The sequence below is a fragment of the Yoonia sp. genome, from assembly GCF_014859355.1.
In the GTDB taxonomy this organism is placed as follows: Bacteria; Pseudomonadota; Alphaproteobacteria; order Rhodobacterales; family Rhodobacteraceae; genus Yoonia.
Map to the genome: position 1 here is coordinate 1 of NZ_JACUUJ010000015.1, position 23,306 is coordinate 23,306.

The following is a 23,306-nucleotide window of genomic DNA, read 5'->3' on the forward strand; positions in this document are numbered from 1 at the left end:
TGACATGATCAAAGATGGTTTTACGCCGATTGCCCGCGACGGTGCTCATCTGATCGAAGTGCAACTGGCCTTGCAAAAATCGCTTTCGCATCTTGCCCGCCATTCCGACGGCCCATTGCCGCGGTCTGCGCCGAAACTGATGCAGGAAAGTTTTGAAAACGCCATGCAGGCGATGCAATTTGATATTAATCGAAACCGATTGCGTGCGGCGGTCCCGATGGTTGTCGTCATGGGCTGACGCGGCAGGTTTAGGGGATGATTCGCGTGTATTTTGTGCCTTCCAGCGTTGCACCAATCCGCAGACCTGTCTGCGCAAAAATCACAGCCAGCACAGGCGACAGGGATGTCGTGGTTTCTGCCCGCAAGGTTTCGCCCTGGTCGTTCAGCACATATTCAATATCGGCCCCGGCCGCCCAACCCTGCGACCTGCGGAATTCCATCAAGGCTTCGTTGGTCATGAAAAACAGCACATAGCTATACTGCTGCGCACCGATCTGTAATCCGGCACTGCCAGACGTGACCGAATAATAGTCTACCGTAGTCTGCCCGACCCGCAGCGCGCCGCGCCCGAACGACCCACCAAGCCCAAGGCCCGCCTTTGTCACCAAGGGCATGACGAACATACCCGCAGAACGTTCCGCCAGATCGCGCGTGCCGGGATAGGTCTGATACATGAAATTCAGGGTGCTATCGACACGCGCGTCGATCATTGCTGCACCCCCGCTGCCAATACCGTTACCGCACGCTGCAAGGGTCGTTGTGGCGCATGCACCAAGTGCAAAGTGACGCCGGGAAAGAATGCGCATGAAATTCTCCGCCTTATCTGCCTGATCGAGGCTTTGATGCCTCTTGTCGTCGGAAATATAGGCGAAAGCCTGTCGCCTGTCACGCGTTGGATTTTCTACACATATGACAGGGTTGGGGATATGGGCCGCCCACAGGGCAGTTGCCTTTGGCATCAACCCTGTAACAGCCGTGCAGCAGCCGGGGCAAAGTAGGTCAAAATCCCGTCACAGCCCGCCCGTTTGAAGCCTAGCAGACTTTCCAACATGACCTTGTCGCCATCCAGCCAGCCGTTTTGCGCGGCGGCTTGCAACATGGCGTATTCACCAGACACCTGATAGGCAAATGTTGGCACGCCAAAGGCGTCTTTCACCTGTCTGCAAATATCAAGATAGGGCATGCCCGGTTTGACCATCACCATATCCGCGCCTTCGGATAGATCCCGCGCGACCAGACGCAAGGCTTCATCAGCATTACCGGGATCCATCTGATAGGTTTTCTTGTCGCCCGTCAACGCCGCCGATGCGCCAACCGCATCGCGGAACGGCCCGTAAAACGCCGATGCATATTTCGCCGCATAGCTAAGGATGGTGACATTCTGATGCCCTTCGGATTCCAGCGCTGCGCGAATGGCCCCGATCCGCCCGTCCATCATGTCTGACGGGCCAAGAATATCGGCCCCCGCTGCGGCCTGCGCCAGCGCCATTTTGACCAGCGCATCAACAGTGCGGTCATTCACGATTTCACCGTTTTCGACAAATCCGTCGTGACCGTTGATATTATAAGGGTCCAGCGCGATATCGGTCATCACGGCAATGTCGGGTGCTGCGTCCTTGATTGCGCGGATCGTCTGGTTGGTCAGGTTGTCGGGGCTCCATGCCATGGCGCAGTCTTCGGTGCGCGCCGCCATCGCGGTGTAGGGAAAGATGCAGATCGCGGGAATGCCGAGGCTCTGCGCCTCGACAGCGGCCTTGGCCACGCGGTCGACCGTGCGGCGCACAACGCCGGGCATTGATGCAACGGGCGTTTCATCATCGCGCCCGTCCATTACGAAAACCGGCCAGATCAGGTCATCGACTGTCAGCGTATTTTGCCGCGCCAGCGCGCGCAGGGCAGGTGACTGGCGCATGCGGCGCTGGCGGCTGGCCGGAAAGGGGGCAAGGATCGGTGTCATAGTCTGGCCTTTCGCAAAAATCTTCGTCTTGGTCGCACTTATTTTCCCGCTTCACAAGTCTGGGCAAGGCAGGAACAGAACGCTAAGGTCCGCAGGCCATACCAACGCGAAAGATCCTGCCTGTGACATTGAATGCCACCATATTGCAAATTATTGATTTCGATACGTTTACCAACATTTGGTATTGGCTTGCTGTTGCCGTGGCATGGTCAACGGTCAGTCATTGGATCATCGGTGTCCCCTATGACATGATTCATCGTGCCAGACGACACGAGGGCGTTGCCGCGGCGGATCTTGATCTGCTGGTCGCCATCAATGTGCGCAGGCTTGGCGCGATCCATGCAGTGGCGAGCGTCTGGTTGACAGGCTTTGCGGGTTTCATCCTGGCCGGCTTGTTTACAATGGGTTTTTATTATGGGTTTGATCTGGCGCAAGGCATGTTTTTACTCGCCTTCCCGCTGACCTTTGTCGGGGTGCTGAACATGCGCGCAACGCAACGGTATGCGGACCAGCAACCAACCGGTGGCGCACTCGCCAAAGATTTGCTGCGGCTGCGATTCAGGATCCAGGCCATCGCGGTGGTGTCGATCTTTGTCACAGCGATGTATGGTATGTTTTTCAGCCTTTCCCGTTTGTTCATCTTTTGATAGCTTGACACGCCGATGCGGCGGGGTAGGTGACTGCCACATGTCTGATCCCAAACATATCACCGTCTGCGGCGCGCCCGAAGGGTTTGATGCCCGGCTGATCCTGGCCGAGGTTGCCAAGGGCGGCCCCGTCATGCACGTTGCCCGCGATGACAAGCGGCTGGCGGCGATGCAGGCCGCACTGGCATTTTTCGCGCCCGACATGCCTGTTTTCAGTTTTCCAGCGTGGGATTGCCTGCCCTATGACCGGGTGTCGCCCAATGCCGATATTTCGGCGGCGCGCATGGCAACGCTGGCGGCATTGACACATGGCATGCCCGACCGCTTTGTGCTGCTGACGACGCTATCTGCGGCAACCCAGCGCGTGCCCGCGCGCACCTTGCTGCGCGAGGCCGCCTTTACCGCGACGGTCGGCAGCCGCGTGGACGAGGGCGCGTTGCGCAATTTCCTTGTGCGCATGGGATTTACCCAAAGCCCCACAGTGATGGAACCGGGCGATTACGCCGTGCGCGGCGGGATCATCGACATTTACCCGCCGGGCGAAAGCGGGCCGGTGCGGCTGGACCTGTTCGGCGATGTGCTGGACGGGGCACGCCGGTTTGATCCTGCCACGCAGCGCACCACCGAAAAATTGGCACAGGTCGAACTGGCCCCCGTGTCCGAGGTGATCATGGATGAGGCCGCAATCACACGGTTTCGCCAGAATTACCGCATCGAATTCGGCGCCGCCGGCACCGATGATCCGCTGTACGAGGCCGTAAGCGCGGGGCGCAAACATGCCGGTGTGGAACATTGGCTGGGGTTCTTTCAGGATGATCTGGAAACCCTGTTCGATTATCTGCCGCAGGCCACTGTCACGTTGGACGACCAGATGACCCCGATGCGGATTGCCCGCTGGGAAAGTATCGCAGACCAATATGGCACACGGATGCACGCACTGTCGCAAAAGGGGCGGATGGATAGCGTGTATAAACCGGCGCCGCCCGGTTTGCTGTATCTGGATGATGGGGCCTGGAACGCGGCTGTTGCGGGCAAACGCGTGCTGCAATTTGCCCCGCTGAAACAGGCGACCGGGCCGGGGGTGGTTGACGCGGGCGGGCGGATCGGGCGCGATTTTGCGCCGGAACGCCAGCAGGAAAAAACCAACCTTTTCGGGTCTTTGGCGGATCATATTCGTGCCCAAATGGACAAGGGGCCTGTTGTCGTCGCGTCCTATTCCGATGGCGCGCGCGAACGCCTTGAAGGGCTGATCGAGGACGAAGGCATCGCCGAGGCGATCCCCGTCACAGATTTCACCCGCGTCGGCAAACGCGGGGTTCATCTGGCGGTCTGGCCGCTGGACCACGGGTTCGAGGCACCGGACCTGACGGTGATTTCCGAACAGGATGTGCTGGGTGACCGGCTGATCCGACAGACGAAACGCAAGCGGCGTGCGGAAAATTTCCTGTCTGAAGCAAACAGCCTGACCCCCGGTGATCTGGTGGTGCACGTGGATCACGGCGTCGGGCGTTTTGTCAGGCTGGAGGTGGTGAGCGCATTGGGCGCGGCCCATGAATGTCTGCTGCTGGAATATGCTGAAAACTCCAAACTTTACCTGCCTGTTGAAAACATCGAACTGCTGTCGAAATACGGCCATGAAACCGGCCTGTTGGACAAATTGGGCGGCGGCGCATGGCAGGCGAAAAAGGCCAAGCTCAAGGAACGGATCCGCCAGATCGCCGAACGGCTGATCCGGGTCGCTGCCGAACGCGCCCTGCGCACGGCACCAGTGCTGGAACCCCCCGATGGGTTGTGGGATCAGTTTCTTGCGCGGTTTCCTTATGTCGAAACCGATGACCAGCTTGCGGCGATCAAAGACGTGCTGCACGATCTGGCCAGTGGGCAGCCGATGGACAGGCTGATTTGCGGCGACGTTGGCTTTGGCAAGACCGAGGTGGCGATCCGCGCGGCATTCGTCGCGGCCCTATCTGGCGTGCAGGTGGCGATTATTGCGCCGACGACGTTGCTGGCGCGCCAGCACTATCAGGAATTTGCCGAACGGTTTCGGGGTTTTCCTGTCACGGTGCGGCCCTTGTCGAAATTCGTGTCGGCCCGTGATGCGGCGTTAACCCGTGACGGGATCACCAAGGGCACGGTGGATATCGTCGTGGGCACCCACGCGCTGCTGGCGAAAGCGGTGCGGTTCAAGAACCTTGGCCTGCTTGTTATTGATGAAGAACAGAAATTCGGCGTTCAGCACAAGGAACGGCTGAAACAGTTGCGCACGGACGTGCATGTGCTGACCCTGACCGCGACGCCAATTCCGCGCACGCTGCAACTGTCGCTGTCGGGAGTGCGCGATCTGTCGATCATCGGCACGCCACCCATCGACCGGCTGGCGATCCGCACCTACGTGTCGGAATTCGACACAATAACCGTGCGCGAGGCGCTGTTGCGCGAACATTATCGCGGCGGGCAAAGTTTTGTCGTGGTTCCGCGCATCAGCGACATGCCCGAGATGGAAGAATTTCTGAAACACGAGATCCCCGAGGTGACATATATCACCGCCACTGGCCAGATGGCGGCGGGCGAGCTTGATGACCGGATGAACGCCTTTTACGACGGCAAATACGATGTCTTGCTGGCCACAACGATTGTTGAATCCGGGCTGGATATTCCGACCGCCAACACGATGATCGTCTGGCGCGCGGATATGTTCGGATTGTCCCAGCTTTACCAGATCAGGGGCCGCGTGGGCCGGTCGAAAACCCGTGCCTATGCCTATCTTACGACGAAACCCCGCCAGAAACTGACCGATGCCGCGCAAAAACGCCTGCGCGTGCTGGGGTCGATTGATACGCTGGGCGCGGGGTTCACCCTGGCCAGTCAGGATCTGGATATTCGTGGCGCGGGCAATCTGCTGGGCGAGGAACAATCGGGCCAGATGCGCGAGGTCGGATACGAGTTGTATCAACAGATGCTGGAAGACCAGATCGCCGCGATCCGGTCGGGGCAGGCCGAAGGTATCGTGGATGATGGCCAATGGGCACCGCAGATCAACCTGGGCGTGCCTGTTCTGATCCCCGAAGATTACGTGCCCGATCTGGATGTGCGGTTGGGGCTATACCGCCGCCTGTCCGACCTGACCACCAAGGTCGAGTTGGAAGGGTTCGCCGCTGAACTGATCGACCGTTTCGGCAAATTGCCGAAAGAGGTGAATACCCTGATGCTGGTCGTGCGGATCAAGGCGATGTGCAAACGCGCGGGCATTTCGCATCTGGATGCGGGGCCAAAGGGGGCCACGATAAGGTTTCACAACGACAAATTCGCATCGCCGGCGGGGTTGGTGGATTTCATCAACGATCAGCGCGGTCTGGCAAAGGTCAAGGATAACAAGATCGTGGTACGCCGCGACTGGACCCGCGAACGCGACAAGATACAGGGCGCGTTCAACATCGCGCGCGATTTGGCCGCGAAGCTGGCCGATGAAAAGAAAAACGCGGGATAAACCCTGCGTTTTTCTTGCCTACGCCGGGGATAATGCTGCGCAGAAGAAGCGGGGCTATGCCTCTCCGGGGCGGCGGATGAGGCTTGTCAGCCAGAGCGCAAGGCTGGCGCAGATCAGCACGCCGATTGCCATGGGCATGGGTGTGCCATCGAACAGCAGGGCAACGGGGGCCGCGATCACAACCGCACCCACGGTCGCAACAGACGCAATGACAGATGCGGCAAGGCCCGCGATATGGCCCATTTCCTCCATCGCCAGCGCATTCAGGTTGCCAATGGTCAGCCCGGCCTGAAAGAAATTCGCCGTCACCCAGAACACATAGATGCCGAAGGCCAGCCAAAAGGGGCCGTTGGCAAGGGTGATCACGATCATCAGCAGGGTGATGCCGATCTGGGCGGTCAACATGCCCTTGATAATGGCCCGCATCCCGACCCGCACGACGATTCTGGCGTTCAGCAAGCTGGCCGAGGCCGCGATGATGGCGATCCCGCCGAACCACAGATGAAAATGCGCCCCTTGGCCAAAGGTCACGTCAAACACCTGCTGGGTGGATGACAGCACGGTAAACAGCATCCCGAAGGTCAGCATCTGGATGATGATCGAAAGCCGCGCCGTGTGGTGGGTGAACATTTCCACCACCGCCCGCCCCAGGGCGCTGATGCTAAGCGGGCGACGGTTTTCCGGGGTCAGCGTTTCGGGTTGGCGCAGCATCAGCCAGATCACGGATATGGCGGAAAAGACCATGAAAGCCGCAAAGATCGCCCGCCAGCCAAAGCCTGCGATGATGTAATAACCCAGCGTCGGCGCAAGTGCTGGCACCAGTGAAAATACAACCATGACAAAGGACATGATCCGCGCCATATCGCGCCCGGCATAAAGATCGCGCACCAGCGCCATGACCACCACGCGCGGCCCTGCGGCCCCAAGCCCTTGCAAGACCCGCGCCGCCAGCATCATCTCAAGGCTTTGCGCGGCCCATGCCAGCGTGCAGGCACAGATATAAAGCGCCGCACCGCCCACCATCACCGTCTTGCGCCCGAATGCATCGGACAAAGGCCCCGCAAACAGCGTGCCAAACCCCATCCCCAACACGAAACTGGTGATGATCAACTGCGCATTGTTCAGATTGGCGGGCGACAGGTCTTGCCCGATTTCAGGCAATGCAGGCAGCATTGCGTCGATGGAAAAGGCGACCGTCGCCATCAGCATCGCCAAAAGGGCAATGAATTCGGCCTGCGGCAATCGTTTGACCGGGTCGGCAACCGGGGCGGTATCGGTCATGTGTCGGGGGCGATCTGCGCCATGATGTCAGTGATCACTTTCGCCCACATTTCGGGCGGTTGCGCACCCGGCACGGCATGTTGACCGGCCACGATAAAGGTTGGCACGGAATTCACCCCCATTTTGCGGCTATGGGCGTCGCGGGCTCGGATGTCAGCGGTGTCGGCATCAGATCCCAGAAGTTTCGTAACCAAGGCGGCATCCATTTCGGCGGTGTCGGCGATATCGGCCAGCACCTCGTGGCTGCCGATGTCGCGGCCATCGACGAAATAGGCCTTGAAGATCAGATCGACGACAAGGTTTTGCCGCGCTTCGATCCCGGCCCAATGGATCAGGCGGTGTGCGTCGATGGTGTTGGGGGTTTTTTCGATCTTGTCGAAATTGATCAGCGCGCCGGCCTTTTCGGCTTGCTCCACCACAGGCGCATAGGCTTTGACGGCTGCGTCCTTGCCGCCGAACTTGGTTTCCAGATAGGTGCGGCGGTCCATGCCTGCTGCGGGCATGTCAGGGTTCAGCTGGAACGGGTGCCATTCGATCGTGAACGGATGATCGGGGATCTGATCCAATGCGCGGTCCAGATTGGTCTTGCCGATATAGCACCACGGGCAGATCGGGTCAGAAATAATATCAAGCTTGACCATTGGCTGTCTCCCATTCCTGACGCAAGACGCGCCGCAGAAGTTTGTTGTTCGCCCCGCGCGGCAGCGCATCGTGGGCCACATAGATGCGCGGGCATTTATAGCCTGCCAGACGGGCTGCCATGAAATTGCGCAATTCCTGTTCGTCTATCACATCGGTGGCGACGTAAAAGGCCGCAATCACCGACGTCCCTGTGCGGATCTGCACGGCGCAGGCGGCGGCCTCGGTGATGTGGGGGTGGGCGGTCAGCGCGTCTTCGACTTCGACCGGGCTGACGCGGTAGCCGCCGGCGTTCATCATATCGTCGGCGCGACCGGCATAGGTGATGGCGCCGTCATCGGCCATGATCCCGATATCGCCGGTCAGAAACCAATCGCCCTGAAAGCGCGCGGCGGTTTCATCGGGCGCGCCCAGATAGCCCAGCATCAGCCCCGGATCGCTGCGGTGGATAGCGATAGTGCCCGGCGTGCCGCGTTCCACAGGCCCATCCGGCCCGATCAGCGCAACCTTGCGCCCCGGTTGCGCATAGCCGGAACTGCCCACTGGCGCGGGGCGCGCCGGGCTGCCGGAAATAAAGGTGGAACATTCCGACATGCCAAAGGCCTCGAATATCGGGGTGCCGGTCTGGGTTTCCCAATCGCTGCGGTAATCTTCGGCCAGTTTTTCGCCCGCCGACAGCCCGTGGCGCAGATGGGGCAGGGGTGGCAGACCGGCGCGCAGCACACGGCGATAGACACCGGGAGCGGCGGCAAAGATCGTGGCCTTATGCGCGGCCAACAGGGCGGGCAATTGGTCGGCGCTAACCCCATCTGCCGGGATCAGGGCGGTTGCGCCAACCGACCATGGGTCCATCAGCCCGGTGCCCAGCGTATAGGTCCAGTTGAAGGCACCGGCATGCATCAGCCTGTCGTCCTCGCGCAGGCCATACCAGCCGTCCCACATCATCTGGCGTGCCCAGATCGCGCGGTGTGCGTGGACGACAGGGCGCGGTTTGCCCGAGGTGCCGGATGTATAGATAATATATGCGGGCCTGTCGGGATCGCCCATCGCGAACGGCGCCGGCGGCAAGGCCCTGAAATCATGCAAGATACTGGCATCTTCTGTGCGGCCTGTGGCTGCAGCCATGCCGGGCGCGCGGATCGTCAGCGCAGGCTGGATGGTGGCGACAATCGCTGCGACCTCTGGCGCGGTCAGTTGCGATGACACCGGCACGGGGATGATCCCTGCGGCAATGGCACCCAGATAGGTGATGGGAAATTCTGCCGTGTTGCCCAGTTGCAAAAGCAGGTGGTCACCGGGCACCAGCCCCATGCCCAAAAGACCGGCTGCCGTCCCGCGCACCGCGGTGGCGATATCGGCATAGCGATAGGTTTCGACCATATCCCCCACGATTTGCAGGGCCGGTTTATCGGCCAGACGGTCGGCATGGGCCAGCACATGGGCGGCCATGTTGAACCCGGCAGGCGCGGGCGGAAAGGCAGAGGGGTGCGTAATTGACAACATAACAAACCGCTAATCTGCGTTGCGATCAGTTGCAAGAGCAGGTGCGGCTGCTTATGAAAAGCGTCATGACAGACAATGACCCGATGAACCTGATCCGCGTGGCCCGTGAAAACGGCGCAAGCGCTGTGGCCGAACCGCTGGATCTGGGCGCGCGGGTGCGCGAATTGCGCAAGGCCCGCGACTGGACGTTGGAACAGGCAGCCAAACAGGCGGGGCTGGCCCGGTCTACCCTGTCCAAGATCGAAAACGGGCAGATGTCGCCCACCTATGACGCGCTGAGAAAGCTGGCGGTGGGGCTGAATATTTCGGTGCCGCAATTGTTCACGCCGCCATCCAAGGCGCAGGTCAATGGGCGCATGGCCGTGGCCCGCAACGGCCATGAACCGGTGCAGATCACCACCACCTATGAACATGCCCTGCTGGCCGAGGCGCTGACCACGAAAAAGATGCTGCCGTATCGCGCGCGCATCCGGGCGCGCAGCATGGACGAATTCGATGGCTGGGTGCGCCACGACGGCGAAGAATTTCTATATGTGCTGACCGGGCAGATCCGGCTTTATACCGAATTTTACGAACCCCTAGAGATGAAGCGCGGCGACAGCGCCTATTACGACGCCACGATGGGCCACAACGTGGTGTCGGTCAGCGCCGAGGATGCAACGATCCTTTGGGTGACGTCGCTGACCTGACGTTCATGCCTCCTGCGGTGATATTGATATTTGGAACAAGCGGGCAGGCTTATTGTTCTGCATACCACCACACATCGGGCTGCCAGCCGGGCCAGTCGCCAAAGATGGGGATGTCCTGCGGGTATTGCAGGTTTTTGCTGTGCGCTATGCGGCTGATGTTCCACTGGTAAATCGGGATGACATAGCGCCCGGTCGTCAGCACCCGGTCCAGCGCCTTGACCGCCGCCACGAAATCATCCTGGCTTTCCGAGGTCAGCAAACGGGCGATCATCGCATCCGCGGCGGCTGATTTCACACCCATCAGGTTGCGCCCGCCGGGCTGGTCGGCGGTTTCGGACCCGAAATAGTTGTATTGCTCGTTGCCCGGCGACAGCGATACGCCGACGCGGTAATAGGTCATGTCGAAATTATAGGTGTCGGTGCGTTCCTTGAACTGGGCACTGTCGGCCACGGTGACGGATGGCGTCACCCCGATCCGTGCCAGCGATTCCACGTAGATATCAATGATCGCCTGATTTTCAGATGCCCCCTGCGCCAGCAGGATGTCAAAGGTAAATGGTTTGCCGGACGCGTCTTTCATCGCGCCGTCCTGCACGGTCCAGCCTGCGGCCGCCATCTGGGCCAAGGCCGCGGCGGTGCCGGCGCGGTTGCGCACGGTGCCATCGCCCACAGGCAGGCTGTAACCATCCAGCGCGCCGGGCAACAGATCATCGGCGAAAGGTTCCAGAAACGCGCGCACGCGGTCTGTCGCGGGGCCATCGGACATGCCAAGGGGCGAATTGGACCAATAGGATGTGATACGCGGCTGCGCTGATCCGGTCATCGCCTCGTTGATGAAGGCAAAGTTGAAGATATGCAGCATCGCATCACGCACGCGCCAATCGGCAAACTGGTCACGGCGGGTGTTCATTACAAAACCCGTCATGCCTGAAGGGCGTTCGTGTGGCAGGATCGACAGCACCACATCGCCATTCTGCACGGCGGGGAAATTATACTGGCTTTCCCAGCGGGCCACGTTGAATTCGCGGTTGGTGTTCACCTCGCCCACTTTGAACGCCTCGAAGGCGGCGGTTTCATCGCCAAAGAATTCCAGCCGCACCTCGTCGATGTTGTTGGTGCCGACGCGGAACGGCACGGCATTGCCCCAGTAATCGGGGTCGCGGCGCAGGGATACATAGCGCCCTGCCTCGAACCGGTCGATGACATAGGGGGCAGATGTGATCGGCACGATCTGCGTGGTGGTTTCGGCGAAATCCACGCCATCCCACTGCGCCTTTTTCAGGATCGGGCGCAGGCCGGCCAGCAGCGCCAGTTCGCGGTCTTCGGTGTTGAAGGTCAACCGGACAGAGCGTGGGCCGGTCTGTTCCATAACCTCGACCTTGGTCCAGAATCCCAGATAGCGGGGGTGGCCCACGGTACCCAGCGTTTCGTAGGACCACAGCACGTCTTCCACCGTAACGGGCGATCCGTCGGAGAATTCCGCACCCTCGCGCAGGGTGAACTCGACCCATTTCCGGTTCGGCCCGGTCTCGACCGATTCGGCCAGAAGTCCGTAAAGCGTGAAAGGTTCGTCCAACGAGCGCCCCATCATGCTTTCGCCCAGAAAAAATCTGAGCTGCCACGGCACCGATCCTTTGCGGATAAACGGGTTGAGACTGTCAAAGCTGCCGACCTCGGCGGTGGCGATGCGCCCGCCGGGGGGGGCATCGGGGTTCACATAGGGCAAAGACACAAAATCAGGTGGCAGGGCAGGGTCGCCATACATAGCTATGCCATGCTGGGGTTCGGCGTGGCCGATGCTGGCAATTGCGATCAGTGCGATTACGCCGCTGATTGCGCGGCGAATGTGCGGTCTCATCTGATGGGGTTCCCTGTTTTTGTCATTGCCCGTTTAATGTGATGGTAAAGAGGCTTGTAAGTCTTTTCAAACTTTTAGCTTGGATACGGGCGATAGATTGCTTATAACAGCTTTACTGCTCGATAGGTTTCTTGCCTGTATGAAACCTGCCTCAATAACTTCACGCCCGCCTTGTGCGGGCGTTTTTTTTTCGGGTCATCGTGCCCTTCGGGTGGCATTTGCAGATGCAGCATATAAGGTGAGTCGCAAAGCAACCTATCGGAGCCACTGATCATGTCACTTGCAGGAAAAACCGCCGTTATCACAGGATCGAATTCTGGCATCGGGCTGGGGATTGCCCGTGCCTTGGCACAAGAGGGTGTGAATGTGGTGCTGAACTCTTTCAGCGACACGCCTGAAGATCACGCGCTGGCTGCTGAAATCGCCGATGTGACGGGGGTAGAGGCGAAATATGTGCAGGCAGATATGTCCAAGGCGGATGACTGCCGCCGCCTGATCGTCGCGGCCGGGGGGTGTGATATTCTGATCAATAACGCAGGCATCCAGCATGTGGCCCCGATTCAGGATTTTCCCGCCGAAAAATGGGACGCGATCATCGCGATCAACATGACATCGGCGTTTCATACCACAGCAGCGGCCCTGACGGGGATGCGCGAACGCGGCTGGGGCCGGATCATCAACATCGCCAGCGCCCACGGGTTGCGCGCCAGCCCGTTCAAATCGGCCTATGTGACGGCCAAGCATGGCGTTGTCGGCATGACCAAGGTCGTCGCGCTGGAAACCGCAAAAGAGCCGATCACCGCCAACGCGATCTGCCCCGGCTATGTGCTGACCCCGCTGGTCGAGGCGCAGATCCCTGCGACCGCCAAGGAATACGGCATTTCCGAAGATCAGGCGATCGAAAAGGTGATTCTGGCCAAGCAACCATCAAAGGAATTTGTGACGGTCGAACAGCTGGGCGGCATGGTGGTGTTCCTGTGTTCGGATGCCGCGGCACAAATCACTGGCACAACCCTGTCCGCCGATGGCGGCTGGACGGCGGCGTGATCAGCTGATCAGCTTGATCGCCAGCGCCCACATGACCAGCCCGATCAGCACATCCAGCACCCGCCACGCCCGCGCCGATTGCATCACCGGCGTCAGCAGCCGCGCGCCATAGCCAAGCCCAAAGAAAAAGACGAAAGACGCGATGACCGCCCCGGCCCCAAAGGCCGCTTTGGGGGCCGTTTGCAGGTATTGCGTCGACACCGCACCGACCAGCCCCAGCGTGTCAAGATAGACATGCGGGTTCAGCCATGTAAACGCGGCCCCTGTGGCCAGCGTGGGCCAAAGCCCAGCCGACTGTCCTGCGATTTGCATGTCATATTTGCCTTGCCACGCGGCCTGCAGGCGCATCGCGCCATAGACGATCAGGAACGCCGCACCGCCCCATGCCATGATCTGCGGCAACATCGGATAGAGCGTGACAATCGCGCCAAACCCCAGCACGCCGGCCGTGATCAGCAGCGCATCGGATGTCGCGCATAGCAGGCACAGCCAGAACACATGCGCCCGCGCCAGCCCTTGCCGTAGCACAAAGGCGTTTTGCGCGCCAATGGCAAGGATCAGCGAAAACCCGGTGGCAAAGCCGGTCAGGGCAGGGATGATCAGCATCTATTTCGATGTCAGGGCGTCTGCCGGTTTGCCGTTAGGATAGACAAGCCCGGCTGAAATCACCAGTTTTGCCGCATCCTCAACCGACATATCCAGCACCTTGACGTCACTTTTCGGCAGAAACAGCAGAAAGCCCGATGTCGGGTTGGGTGTCGTGGGCAGAAACACGGTGACGACAGGTTCGCCATCGGTCAGCTTTGCGTGAATTTCGCCTTTGGCATTGGTGGAAATGAACGCGATAGCCCATGCCCCACGGCGCGGATATTCCACCAGACAGGCCTTGTCAAAGGATGTGTCGCGTTGGGAAAATACCGTTTCAGCGATCTGTTTGGCCGCGTTGTAGATGGACCGCACCACGGGCATCCGGTCAACAATACGTTCACCAATGCCAAGAAAAGACCGCCCGATCAAACCCTTACCGATCCAACCGACAAGCACGGTAAAGACCAGAAAGATAACAACGCCAATGCCGCGCACGTTGATCACGATCTGATTGTCGGCACCACGGCCCAGAATGCGGTTGATCAGTTCCTCGGGGTGGTAGGCGCCGGGCACGAATGGCCAGACCCAACTATCGACCCAGCCAACAACCGTCCAGATCAGCCAAAATGTCAGGCCAATGGGCGCAACAATGATCAGCCCGGCTAAAAAGTTGCTGCGCAGCCGGGCAAAAATACCCGGACGACCGCGGCGTTTCGACTCTTCGTGGTCAGGGCTAATCATCTTGTTGTTCCCAAAAACAGCTCTTCGCCTATCTAGGCAACGCGCGCTCAACCGGCAAGCTGGGCCGCATCCGCGCGGGCGCTATTTCTGCATTGCAACCGCTATTTGTGCCGCCAGCCGCGCGTTGTTGCGTACAAGAGCGATATTCGCCACCAACGACTGCCCAGCGGTCAATTCGAAAATCCGGCCCAGCAAGAAGGGCGTGACCTGCTTGGCGGTGATGCCTTTGGCGTCTGCCTCTGACAGGGCCTGCGCGATGATGGGCGCCAGCACATCGGCGGGAATTTCGGCATCGCGTGGGATCGGATTTGCCACCAGTTGCCCGCCTTTCAACCCCATCGCGGTGCGCATCTGCTGGGCGCGGGCGATAGCGGCGGGGCTGTCCATGCGCAGCGGCGCGCGCAGGTCGGACTGTGCCGACCAGAATGCAGGCAGCATGTCCTGACCATAGGCAATCACCGGCACGCCCAGCGTTTCCAGCACTTCGAACGTCTTGGGCAGATCAAGGATTGCCTTGGCGCCCGCGCCCACGACCGTCACGGGCGTCTGCGCCAGTTCCTGCAAATCAGCCGATATATCGAAACTGTGTTCAGCGCCGCGATGCACCCCGCCGATCCCGCCGGTGGCGAAAACATGAATATCGGCCAGATGTGCCGCAATCATCGTGGCCGCAACCGTGGTCGCCCCGGTCTCGCCGGTGGCGATGCAAGCGGCGATATCGGCACGCGACAGTTTGGCAACCCCGCGGGCCTGCCCCAGCGCATCCAACTGGTTGGGTTCCAGCCCGATGTGCAGCGTGCCATCCAGCACCGCGATGGTCGCAGGGGTCGCACCTGCGGCGCGCACATCATCCTCGACCAGCCGAGCTGTTTCCACATTCTGTGGAAATGGCATACCATGCGTAATGATTGTGCTTTCAAGCGCAACAATCGCGCCGCCACTTGCACGGGCATTGGCGACTTCGGCGCTATAGGACATGGGGATCATAGGGGGGTTTCTCCAGAAACATAGGTGGCGGCGGCGTGCAAGGCGCGGGTCAGGGCGGTGGCGCGGTCCAGCCCTTGCGCCTCGGATGCGATATGGGCGGCCATGAATGTGTCGCCCGCGCCAGTCACACGCGTGACCATGACAGCGGGCGGCGTTTGGGTGATGATATCACCTGCGGTGCCTTCGGATGCGGATTTGCCGCCGTCTGTGACCAGCACGCGATGCGCGCCACGTTTGAGCATTCCGGCGGCGGCATCGGCAGAATTTTCAAACACCGTCTGGCACAGCAACCCGGCCTCTTCCAGATTCACGTAGAACGTGGCTGACGGGTGATGGATCAGCGCCAGCAGGCGTTCTGCCTTGCCGGGTGATGCCGGTGCCACGCGCAGATTGGCGGCGCGAAACAGTGGCGATGTGGCGATGTGCTGCAACAGATCAGTGGTAAGATTGCCATCAAGCGCGATACAGCCCGCAAATGGAACCTCTGGCGTGCCCAGCCTGCCATTGGCCAGCGGGCGCAAGATCTTGTCGCCCGCTGCCTCCAGCGAATGGGCATCGGCGATGGCGGCGATCAGCCCGTTTGCCCCTTCGATGGCCATATAAACATCGGTGGGCAGATCGTCCGACCGATAGATATGATCACAGTTCAGCCCCATGCGCGTGGCCTCTGCAACCAGTTCATCACCTTCGGCATCGCGGCCTATGGTCGTCAGCAGGGCGGGCGTCATGTCGAAACGGCGCAGCGTCATGGCAATATTCATCGCCACGCCGCCGGGCAGGCGGGTGATCCGCCCCGGTACATCGGATCCAACGCGCATATGGCTGGCCGCGCGCCCGATCACATCCCACAGGACCGATCCGATGCAAAGAATATCAACTGGTGTGTTCATGCCACGGGTTTTGACCGCGCCAGCGGCCCAAGGCAAGCCTTTCCAGCCGCCTTATTCCGGCACGGCAAAAGTCAGATTGGCCCACAGCGTTTCCCACACCGCTCCGGTCTCATCCATCAATGCATCATTGGGGATGCGCACTACGACCGCATCGACCATATATTCATGGCCGGGCTTGACCTGTATCGTCGCAATCCCCTGATCGTCGGTGCGGTAGCGCGTGATCGCCACGGCGCCATCAGGGGCCTTTTCAAAAACCTCGACCTGTTCGTCCGCACGCAGGTTTTCGCGGTAGTAAAGCTGCACCTGCACCCCGTTTGACAGATCGTCAGTATAGGGATTGGTCAGCGCCACCAGTTCTGTTTCCAGCCCGACACGGCGGTCAGCCCCCACGGCGTCACCCACCGCGAAAAGGGTCTTGGAATAACGTGAATAAACTTCCTTGAAATCCTCCTCGGGCAGGCTGCGGGCACGGTGAACAGCGATGACATCGCCCAGATCCTTGTGATCGACGAAGGTTTCGAATTTTCCGAGCGTTTCATAATCGACCGTCGCATTCTGCGCCTGATAGGCCGCGATATTCAGGCCGGGCGCCAAAGGGGGCTGGTTCAACGCCGGGCGATCGCCGGGGCGGCCCTGCACACGGGCGGCCTGATCGTTAGCGAAAATGACAAAATTCACGATGCGCTGGGGCAGCAACGGCAGGATAATCCCGTCAAAATTCTCGCCGTTGACAATATCGGCCTGCAAACTACCTTCCGCCGGCACCTGATAGGCATGTGGCTCCAGCCAGAGTTCATGGGCCGCGGCAGGTGCAGCGGCGACGGCAAGAATGAAAGTGACAACGCGCATGAAAAAACCCTCTTTTGTTGCTGCAAAAGTGGCTTTGTTGCGGGTGATGTCAAGCGTGGTGCTGATCTGGCTTGCAGGGCTGTCACCCGCAGGGGCGCATGAGGTGCTGCCGTCAATCACCGATATGACCCAAGTGGACGGGCGCATCGTTTTCGAAATGCGCGCCAATCTGGAAAGTTTCGTGGCTGGCATCGACCTGACAGCGGTGGACGACACCAACGCGGCCCCTCAGGCCGAGACTTACGACAGCCTGCGCGTGCTGGAACCTGCGCAGCTGGAACAGCGGTTTCGCGCCTTCTGGCCCGAAATGGCGGCGCGCCTGACGCTGACGGCAGACGCGATCACGCTAACGCCCGAACTGGATCGTGTCGCCGTTGCCCCTGTCGGCAACCCCGCCCTTGTGCGGCCATCGGAATTCACTTTCAGTGCCGCCCTGCCGGACGGGGCGCAAACCCTGACATTTGGCTGGGACAGGGCATTTGGCACCCTTGTGGTGCGCCAGATGGGGGTAGACGCCCCTTATGACGGTTATCTTGAGGCAGGCGCGGTCAGCCCCCCGATCCGGCTGGCGGGCGGGGATCAGGCGACCGCATGGCAAAGTTTTTTCAACTACATCCCGATCGGTTTCGACCATATCGTGCCCAAAGGACTGGATCATATCCTGTTCGTGCTGGGGCTGTTCTTTCTGGCCGCCCGGTTGCGCCCGCTGATTTTGCAGGTGTCGCTGTTTACAGTGGCGCACACTATCACGCTAGCGCTGGCGGCACTCGGGCACACTTCGTTTCTCGAAGATTTCTTTGAGGAAAATCTCGGGGTGGCATTCATCGACGTGGTCGAACCGCTGATCGCATTGTCGATCGTCTATGTCGCGGTCGAGAATATTTTCATGAAAGGGATCAGCCCATGGCGGCCCTTCGTGATCTTTTTCTTCGGCTTGCTGCACGGGCTGGGCTTTGCGTCGGTGCTGGCGGAATTCGGCCTGCCCGAAACCACCTTCGTGCCTGCGCTGATCGGGTTCAACGTGGGCGTCGAGGTCGGGCAATTGTTCGTGATTGCGACAATGCTGCTTTGTGTCTGGCAGGCGCTGCGGATAGATCGCGGCCGCAATGAAGCGACACAGGGCCTTGTGATTTATGCAGTGCTGCTGGTCGCGGCTCTGGCGCTGATCACCGTGAACCCGCCCGCCTTGGAAACCGCATTCGAGGCGCCTGTCTGGGTCTTTGCCGGGCCAATTGCCGCTATTTTTGTGCTATCAGCCGTGTCGATCCAGATGCGCGATCAGATCGATGCCTATCGCCGTCTGGTGGCTGTGCCTGCCTCTGTGGCGATTGCGGCGGTCGGGGCCTATTGGGTGATCGAACGGGTGATCTTGTAAACCGCGCGCCGGGCAAGGCCGCTCCTGTCTTCATCTTGGCCAAAAAACTCCCGCCGGAGGCGACACACCACTTGCCACGCCGCACAACGCCGACTATGAAGCGCGCACTTAATCCCGCAGGCGGGGGCGGGTCGGTTGGGGAGAAATCCCAAACGATCCACCGGTTGGGCAAACGCCTGATCCCCCGCCGAGGCTGAAACCGGAAAAGGAAAAACACATGGCTCTTCCCGAGTTCTCCATGCGCCAGTTGCTTGAAGCTGGCGTTCACTTTGGCCACCAGACCGCACGCTGGAACCCCAAGATGGGTCGCTACATCTATGGGTCACGCAACGGCATCCACATCATGGACCTGACGCAGACTGTTCCGATGCTGGATCAGGCGCTGCAAGTCATCCGCGACACCGTCGCCAAAGGCGGTCGTGTGCTGTTTGTCGGCACGAAACGTCAGGCGGCAAAGCCGATCATGGACGCCGCTGAAAAATCCGCGCAATTCTACATGAACCACCGCTGGCTGGGCGGCACGCTGACGAACTGGCAGACCGTGTCGCAGTCGATCAATCGTCTCAAGCAGATCGACGAAGCCGCCGGAAACGGCTTTGCTGGCCTGACCAAGAAAGAACGCCTTGGCATGGAACGCGAGCAGGGCAAACTGCAAGCATCGCTGGGCGGCATCCGCGAAATGGGCGGCGTGCCTGACCTGCTGTTCATCATCGACGTGAACAAGGAAGATCTGGCAATCGCAGAAGCCAAGAAACTGGGCATTCCTGTTGTGGCCGTGGTGGATACCAACTGTTCGCCCGACGGCGTTGATTACGTCATTCCCGGCAACGATGACGCAGCCCGCGCGATCGCGCTTTATACCGATCTGGCAGCACGCGCCGCACTTGACGGCATGACAGCACAATTGGGTGCTGCTGGTGTTGACATGGGCGCCATGGAAGACCTGGCCGAAGAAGTGCTGGCCGAAGAAGCTGCCGCAGCGCAAGCGTCATAAAACAGACGGGTAGGGGGCCTATGCCCCCATCCGCAAACCACACGCATTCCGCACGAGGAGAGACAATATGGCAATCACCGCTGCAATGGTGAAAGAACTGCGCGACAGCACTGGCGCAGGCATGATGGATGCCAAAAAGGCATTGACCGAAAGCAATGGCGACATGGACGCTGCGGTTGACTGGCTGCGCACCAAAGGTCTGGCCAAGGCCGCCAAGAAATCCGGCCGCACGGCCGCCGAAGGTCTGGTCGCTGTGGCTGTTGACGGTGGCAAGGGTGTCGCGGTCGAGGTGAATTCGGAAACTGATTTTGTCGCCAAAAACGCCGATTTCCAGAAAATGGTCGCCGGGATCGCGCAGGTTGCATTGGGCGCGGCTGATCTGGACGCGCTGAAAGCGGCTGACATGGGCGGCAAATCTGTCGAACAGACCGTGACAGATGCGGTTGCCGTGATCGGTGAAAACATGTCCGTGCGCCGTATGGTAACCTTGAGCGGTGGCAAGGTTGTCAGCTATGTCCATAATGCTGCAGCACCCGGCATGGGCAGCATCGGCGTGTTGGTCGCAATCAACGGCGACAACGAAGATTTTGCGCGTCAGGTCGCCATGCACGTGGCCGCTGCAAACCCTGCATCCTTGTCCGAAGCGGATCTTGATCCGGCTGTGGTCGAAAAAGAAAAACACATCCAGATGGATATTGCGCGCGAAAGCGGCAAGCCAGAAGCGGTGATCGAAAAGATGATCGTAGGCCGGATGAAGAAGTACATGGCCGAGGTCACGCTTCTGAACCAGCAGTTCGTGGTAAACCCCGATCTGACTGTAGCAGAAGCCGCAAAGGAAGCTGGCGTTGAAATTACCGGTTACGCGCGCCTGGAAGTTGGTGAAGGCATTGACAAAGTCGCAGAAGACTTTGCTGCCGAAGTCGCAAAGATGCACGGCTAAGAACAAAGCCTTGTTTTGAACAAACGGCCCGTGCGCGATGCGTGCGGGCTTTTTTGTTGCCCGGGGATGGTCGGCTGAAGGCTGCCCGATAATTCACAGTTAAATCGCATAATCAGTATTATGTAATATAAACTCCCAAACTATACTTTGGTTGATGAATAAATTATTTGTGTATGACGACTGAACTGTTACAGGACACTCATGAAACGCTCACTTCTCATTCTCAACGGTCCGAATTTGAACTTGCTAGGCACCCGCCAGCCCGAAGTTTATGGCACAACAACCTTGCAAGATATCGAAAATCTGTGTGTCAAACACGCAGTTGCCCTTGGGGTGTCAGTCGTGTTCCGCCAGTCCAATCATGAAGGTGAATTGATCGATGCGTTACATGCCGCGCGCGGAACGCATAACGGTGTGATTTTGAATGCCGGTGCTTATACACACACGTCGGTTGCCTTGATGGATGCGATCGCATCGATCCAGCTTCCTGTTGTCGAACTTCATCTGTCGAATATCCACGCCCGCGAAGCGTTCCGGCAAAAATCCTATATTGCGCCGGTTGCTGTCGGTCAGATTTGCGGGTTCGGTGCTGCGGGTTATCCGTTGGCGATGGACGCGTTGCTGTCTTGGCTTGGCGGAGACGATGCCTGATTTGATCCGCCATCTTGTCGATCTGACCAATGCGCAAAGCGTTGAAGAACTGTGGAGCTTGCAAACCAGCAAGATGAACAGCTTTGGATTTGACAGGTTGATCTATGGGTTTACCCAGTATCGCACAACGAAATCGCTTGGCGATCCGCAGGACTGGATACTGCTTTCAACGCAAACACCTGCATATATGCGAGTATTCATCGATTGTGGGCTTTATTTTGACGCCCCGATGATAAGATGGGCGCTGGCCAACAGCGGTGCTTGCAGTTGGTCGTGGCTTAAGGAAATGAGCGATGCCAACAAGCTGTCGGACCGCGAACGGCGCGTCTTAGAATTCAATCGCAAGATGAATGTGATTGCAGGCTATACCATCAGCTTTAAATCAATTTCTCCGCGGGCAAAGGGTGCAATTGCGCTGACAGCAAAACCCGGCCTGACCCAAGATATGGTGGATGAAATGTGGGCCGAACATGGTGATGCTATTGTCGTCATGAATAATGTGATGCATCTGAAATTACTGACCCTGCCCTATTTCGGCAATCGACGTTTGACCAAGCGGCAGCGCGAGGTGCTGGAATGGGTCGCAGATGGCAAGACGACACAGGATATTGCGGTTTTATTGGGCTTGACCGCTGCGACCGTTGAAAAACACCTTCGACTCGCGCGTCGGGCCTTAGGCGTAGAGACAACAGCACAGGCAGTCTTGAAGCTAGCCTTGCACAATCAAATGTTCATCATGGACGATGCGGCCTGACGCAATTAAGTTCCAAATGACATGCTGAAATGGTCATTTACAGATCAAAGGTCAGGTTTCCCTGACTTTCATTTTCACCGTTAATTCCGCATAAACATAGTGTCCTGTGAGTGGTGGCCTAAGGCCCGTGGACTGCTGGTGCGCAGACTTGCAATTACAAGATCCTGCGCCCAGCGTTTTCACCTGATACCAGACCGTTTGGTGTCAGGTTGAAAAGGTGTTTTTCCAGGTAAGCGCCACTTTAAAATTCGTCCGCTCCATCCTACATGGAAAAAATGTGTAGGAAAAAATGACGTGAATGGACGTATCTATGCCGGACAAAAGATTTTCGGGACACGTGGAAACGCTGTTAATGTCTGGCGTTATTTTATCGCATGTATGATCGGTCTTCGGTCGCAACACGATTCATCTTTTTGATCAGAAGGCCGCCCCTTGTTTGAATTAACGTCCTACCAGTTGTTCGTGCTGGCCACCGGGGCCATGCTGTTTGGGCTGTATCTGCTGATAAAAGGCGGGGATTATACCGTTGATGCGGCCGTTTTCGTCGCTCAACGCACGGGGCTTTCGCCACTGTTTATCGGCGCGACGATCATTTCTTTCGGCACATCGGTGCCAGAGCTTTTTACATCTGTGAACGCCAACTTGTCGGGTTTCCCGGGGCTTTCGCTGGGGAATGTTCTGGGCTCGAATGTGGCGAATATTCTGCTTGTGCTGGGGGTAACGGCGGTTTTTCTGACTGTGACCGGCACGCCGCGCGCATTGTTCAAGGATTTGGCGATGATGTTGCTGGCCACGGCGATCGTGGCCGTGGGCATGATCACCGATCACCTGACCAGCCTTTTTGGCTTGGGCATGTTCATCTTGCTTGTTGCGTTCGTCTTTTACCAATACCGCACAGACACGCTGCCGATACAGAATGACGACGATGATGTTGATGACAGTGAACCCGTCATTATCGAAACCATGCAGGCTGCCATTCTCATTTTGCTGATGGGGCTAGTGGCACTGGCAGTCGGGTCAGAACTGCTTGTGCAGGGGGCTGTGGCAACGGGCACTGCGATGCGGGTTCCAGAGGCGGTGATCGGCATGACAGTCGTGGCTTTTGGCACCTCTTTGCCCGAACTTTCAACCTGTATCGCTGCAGCGCGCAAACAGTCCTTGGGGCTGATCTTGGGCAATATCATCGGGTCAAACACCTTTAATATCTTGTCGATCGTTGGTCTGACGGCCATGATCAAGCCGATCGGGGTTGATCCGGTGCTGTTGGGTCTGGAACTTTGGGTGACAGTCGGTGTGGCTGTGGTGTTTTCAGCCTGGATGCTGACCGTTGGCCGGCTGACCAGACCGATTGGGGCCGTGATGGTCTTCGGCTATGTCGTCTTTATTGTCGTGCAGTATCTGTTTTCCGAAACCATCGCCTGACGGG

The 23,306-nt window shown here is 58.9% G+C and carries 21 protein-coding genes and 1 pseudogene; 11 read left to right on the forward strand and 11 right to left on the reverse strand.

The genetic code is table 11. The features are described 5' to 3' along the window. Positions 1-238 (forward strand): annotated as a pseudogene (locus tag IBX59_RS07235) (hypothetical protein); the annotation flags it as partial. A 10-nt stretch (positions 239-248) separates the two neighbouring features. Here IBX59_RS07235 and IBX59_RS07240 read toward each other — a convergent pair. Together IBX59_RS07240 and hemB are read right to left on the reverse strand one after the other, a co-directional pair. Further along, complete coding sequence (locus IBX59_RS07240) at positions 249-806, reverse strand: YSC84-related protein (protein ID WP_296373943.1); 558 nt, start codon at positions 804-806, stop codon at positions 249-251. A 152-nt stretch (positions 807-958) separates the two neighbouring features. Then, positions 959-1,957, reverse strand: a complete 999-nt coding sequence (hemB, locus tag IBX59_RS07245; protein WP_296373944.1) for a porphobilinogen synthase — start codon at positions 1,955-1,957, stop codon at positions 959-961. A 122-nt stretch (positions 1,958-2,079) separates the two neighbouring features. Here hemB and IBX59_RS07250 point away from each other — a divergent pair, with 122 nt between their 5' ends. Then, a complete protein-coding gene (locus IBX59_RS07250) occupies positions 2,080-2,604 on the forward strand; it encodes a hypothetical protein (protein ID WP_296373946.1) in 525 nt (174 codons plus the stop codon). A 40-nt stretch (positions 2,605-2,644) separates the two neighbouring features. Continuing rightward, positions 2,645-6,091: a transcription-repair coupling factor gene (gene mfd / locus IBX59_RS07255; RefSeq protein WP_296373948.1), complete on the forward strand. Its 3,447-nt coding sequence runs from the start codon at positions 2,645-2,647 to the stop codon at positions 6,089-6,091. Between the two features lie 54 nt (positions 6,092-6,145). Here the strand turns inward: mfd and IBX59_RS07260 are convergent, their stop codons facing one another. Genes IBX59_RS07260 through IBX59_RS07270 form a run of 3 tightly spaced genes read right to left on the reverse strand, consistent with a single transcriptional unit; the run spans position 6,146 to position 9,514 of the window. Beyond that, on the reverse strand, positions 6,146-7,372 hold the full coding sequence (locus tag IBX59_RS07260; RefSeq protein WP_296373950.1) for a multidrug effflux MFS transporter: 1,227 nt from the start codon (positions 7,370-7,372) through the stop codon (positions 6,146-6,148). Continuing rightward, the gene (locus IBX59_RS07265; RefSeq protein ID WP_296373952.1) at positions 7,369-8,013 is read right to left on the reverse strand and encodes a DsbA family oxidoreductase; all 645 of its coding nucleotides are present in this window, start codon (positions 8,011-8,013) and stop codon (positions 7,369-7,371) included. The genes IBX59_RS07260 and IBX59_RS07265 overlap by 4 nt, the downstream gene beginning before the upstream one ends. After that, positions 8,000-9,514: a class I adenylate-forming enzyme family protein gene (locus tag IBX59_RS07270; protein WP_296373954.1), complete on the reverse strand. Its 1,515-nt coding sequence runs from the start codon at positions 9,512-9,514 to the stop codon at positions 8,000-8,002. The genes IBX59_RS07265 and IBX59_RS07270 overlap by 14 nt, the downstream gene beginning before the upstream one ends. 65 nt (positions 9,515-9,579) lie before the next feature. Between IBX59_RS07270 and IBX59_RS07275 the strand changes: the two genes are divergently transcribed. After that, positions 9,580-10,203 carry an XRE family transcriptional regulator gene (locus IBX59_RS07275; RefSeq protein ID WP_296373956.1) on the forward strand — a complete coding sequence of 208 codons (624 nt, stop codon included), beginning with the start codon at positions 9,580-9,582 and terminating at the stop codon, positions 10,201-10,203. Positions 10,204-10,252: 49 nt separating this feature from the next. Here IBX59_RS07275 and IBX59_RS07280 read toward each other — a convergent pair whose 3' ends face one another. After that, positions 10,253-12,061: an extracellular solute-binding protein gene (locus tag IBX59_RS07280; RefSeq protein ID WP_296373958.1), complete on the reverse strand. Its 1,809-nt coding sequence runs from the start codon at positions 12,059-12,061 to the stop codon at positions 10,253-10,255. 273 nt (positions 12,062-12,334) lie between these two features. On the opposite strand from IBX59_RS07280, the gene IBX59_RS07285 reads away from it, so the two are divergent. Continuing rightward, positions 12,335-13,108: a 3-hydroxybutyrate dehydrogenase gene (locus tag IBX59_RS07285; protein ID WP_296373960.1), complete on the forward strand. Its 774-nt coding sequence runs from the start codon at positions 12,335-12,337 to the stop codon at positions 13,106-13,108. On the opposite strand, the gene IBX59_RS07290 is transcribed toward IBX59_RS07285, so the two are convergent. The 5 genes from IBX59_RS07290 to IBX59_RS07310 all read right to left on the reverse strand — a co-directional run bounded on the left by IBX59_RS07290 (position 13,109) and on the right by IBX59_RS07310 (position 17,166). After that, positions 13,109-13,711 carry a LysE/ArgO family amino acid transporter gene (locus IBX59_RS07290; RefSeq protein WP_296374059.1) on the reverse strand — a complete coding sequence of 201 codons (603 nt, stop codon included), beginning with the start codon at positions 13,709-13,711 and terminating at the stop codon, positions 13,109-13,111. A 3-nt stretch (positions 13,712-13,714) separates the two neighbouring features. Then, a complete protein-coding gene (locus IBX59_RS07295; RefSeq protein ID WP_296373962.1) occupies positions 13,715-14,437 on the reverse strand; it encodes a DUF502 domain-containing protein in 723 nt (240 codons plus the stop codon). Between the two features lie 81 nt (positions 14,438-14,518). Then, entirely contained in the window at positions 14,519-15,424 is a 906-nt protein-coding gene (locus tag IBX59_RS07300) for a pseudouridine-5'-phosphate glycosidase (RefSeq protein ID WP_296373964.1), read from the reverse strand. Next, positions 15,421-16,314 (reverse strand): PfkB family carbohydrate kinase, encoded by an 894-nt coding sequence (locus IBX59_RS07305; protein ID WP_296373966.1) that lies wholly within the window; start codon positions 16,312-16,314, stop codon positions 15,421-15,423. The genes IBX59_RS07300 and IBX59_RS07305 overlap by 4 nt, the downstream gene beginning before the upstream one ends. A 51-nt stretch (positions 16,315-16,365) precedes the next feature. Continuing rightward, positions 16,366-17,166 carry a DUF4198 domain-containing protein gene (locus IBX59_RS07310; protein WP_296373968.1) on the reverse strand — a complete coding sequence of 267 codons (801 nt, stop codon included), beginning with the start codon at positions 17,164-17,166 and terminating at the stop codon, positions 16,366-16,368. Here IBX59_RS07310 and IBX59_RS07315 point away from each other — a divergent pair. From IBX59_RS07315 to IBX59_RS07340, 6 genes are all read left to right on the forward strand, one after another. Further along, complete coding sequence (locus tag IBX59_RS07315; protein WP_296373970.1) at positions 17,165-18,541, forward strand: HupE/UreJ family protein; 1,377 nt, start codon at positions 17,165-17,167, stop codon at positions 18,539-18,541. The genes IBX59_RS07310 and IBX59_RS07315 overlap by 2 nt on opposite strands. A 217-nt stretch (positions 18,542-18,758) precedes the next feature. Then, entirely contained in the window at positions 18,759-19,535 is a 777-nt protein-coding gene (rpsB, locus tag IBX59_RS07320) for a 30S ribosomal protein S2 (RefSeq protein ID WP_296373971.1), read from the forward strand. Positions 19,536-19,602: 67 nt separating this feature from the next. Continuing rightward, on the forward strand, positions 19,603-20,475 hold the full coding sequence (gene tsf, locus IBX59_RS07325) for a translation elongation factor Ts (RefSeq protein ID WP_296373973.1): 873 nt from the start codon (positions 19,603-19,605) through the stop codon (positions 20,473-20,475). Between the two features lie 201 nt (positions 20,476-20,676). Further along, entirely contained in the window at positions 20,677-21,126 is a 450-nt protein-coding gene (gene aroQ, locus IBX59_RS07330) for a type II 3-dehydroquinate dehydratase (RefSeq protein ID WP_296373975.1), read from the forward strand. Then, positions 21,119-21,880, forward strand: a complete 762-nt coding sequence (locus IBX59_RS07335; protein ID WP_296373977.1) for a LuxR family transcriptional regulator — start codon at positions 21,119-21,121, stop codon at positions 21,878-21,880. Before aroQ ends, IBX59_RS07335 begins: the two co-directional genes overlap by 8 nt. A gap of 432 nt (positions 21,881-22,312) precedes the next feature. After that, the gene (locus tag IBX59_RS07340) at positions 22,313-23,302 is read left to right on the forward strand and encodes a calcium/sodium antiporter (RefSeq protein WP_296373979.1); all 990 of its coding nucleotides are present in this window, start codon (positions 22,313-22,315) and stop codon (positions 23,300-23,302) included. Positions 23,303-23,306: the final 4 nt, after the last annotated feature.

Excerpts from the sequence above, each read along its gene's own strand:
- IBX59_RS07315 (WP_296373970.1), top strand. The coding sequence starts at position 17,165 with ATGAAAAAACCCTCTTTTGTTGCTGCAAAAGTGGCTTTGTTGCGGGTG.
- IBX59_RS07240 (WP_296373943.1), bottom strand. The coding sequence starts at position 806 with ATGCGCATTCTTTCCCGGCGTCACTTTGCACTTGGTGCATGCGCCACA.
- tsf (WP_296373973.1), top strand. The coding sequence starts at position 19,603 with ATGGCAATCACCGCTGCAATGGTGAAAGAACTGCGCGACAGCACTGGC.
- mfd (WP_296373948.1), top strand. The coding sequence starts at position 2,645 with ATGTCTGATCCCAAACATATCACCGTCTGCGGCGCGCCCGAAGGGTTT.
- IBX59_RS07295 (WP_296373962.1), bottom strand. The coding sequence starts at position 14,437 with ATGATTAGCCCTGACCACGAAGAGTCGAAACGCCGCGGTCGTCCGGGT.
- IBX59_RS07285 (WP_296373960.1), top strand. The coding sequence starts at position 12,335 with ATGTCACTTGCAGGAAAAACCGCCGTTATCACAGGATCGAATTCTGGC.
- IBX59_RS07275 (WP_296373956.1), top strand. The coding sequence starts at position 9,580 with ATGACAGACAATGACCCGATGAACCTGATCCGCGTGGCCCGTGAAAAC.
- rpsB (WP_296373971.1), top strand. The coding sequence starts at position 18,759 with ATGGCTCTTCCCGAGTTCTCCATGCGCCAGTTGCTTGAAGCTGGCGTT.
- IBX59_RS07335 (WP_296373977.1), top strand. The coding sequence starts at position 21,119 with ATGCCTGATTTGATCCGCCATCTTGTCGATCTGACCAATGCGCAAAGC.
- IBX59_RS07270 (WP_296373954.1), bottom strand. The coding sequence starts at position 9,514 with ATGTTGTCAATTACGCACCCCTCTGCCTTTCCGCCCGCGCCTGCCGGG.
- IBX59_RS07280 (WP_296373958.1), bottom strand. The coding sequence starts at position 12,061 with ATGAGACCGCACATTCGCCGCGCAATCAGCGGCGTAATCGCACTGATC.
- IBX59_RS07300 (WP_296373964.1), bottom strand. The coding sequence starts at position 15,424 with ATGATCCCCATGTCCTATAGCGCCGAAGTCGCCAATGCCCGTGCAAGT.
- IBX59_RS07310 (WP_296373968.1), bottom strand. The coding sequence starts at position 17,166 with ATGCGCGTTGTCACTTTCATTCTTGCCGTCGCCGCTGCACCTGCCGCG.
- IBX59_RS07305 (WP_296373966.1), bottom strand. The coding sequence starts at position 16,314 with ATGAACACACCAGTTGATATTCTTTGCATCGGATCGGTCCTGTGGGAT.
- aroQ (WP_296373975.1), top strand. The coding sequence starts at position 20,677 with ATGAAACGCTCACTTCTCATTCTCAACGGTCCGAATTTGAACTTGCTA.
- hemB (WP_296373944.1), bottom strand. The coding sequence starts at position 1,957 with ATGACACCGATCCTTGCCCCCTTTCCGGCCAGCCGCCAGCGCCGCATG.
- IBX59_RS07265 (WP_296373952.1), bottom strand. The coding sequence starts at position 8,013 with ATGGTCAAGCTTGATATTATTTCTGACCCGATCTGCCCGTGGTGCTAT.
- IBX59_RS07260 (WP_296373950.1), bottom strand. The coding sequence starts at position 7,372 with ATGACCGATACCGCCCCGGTTGCCGACCCGGTCAAACGATTGCCGCAG.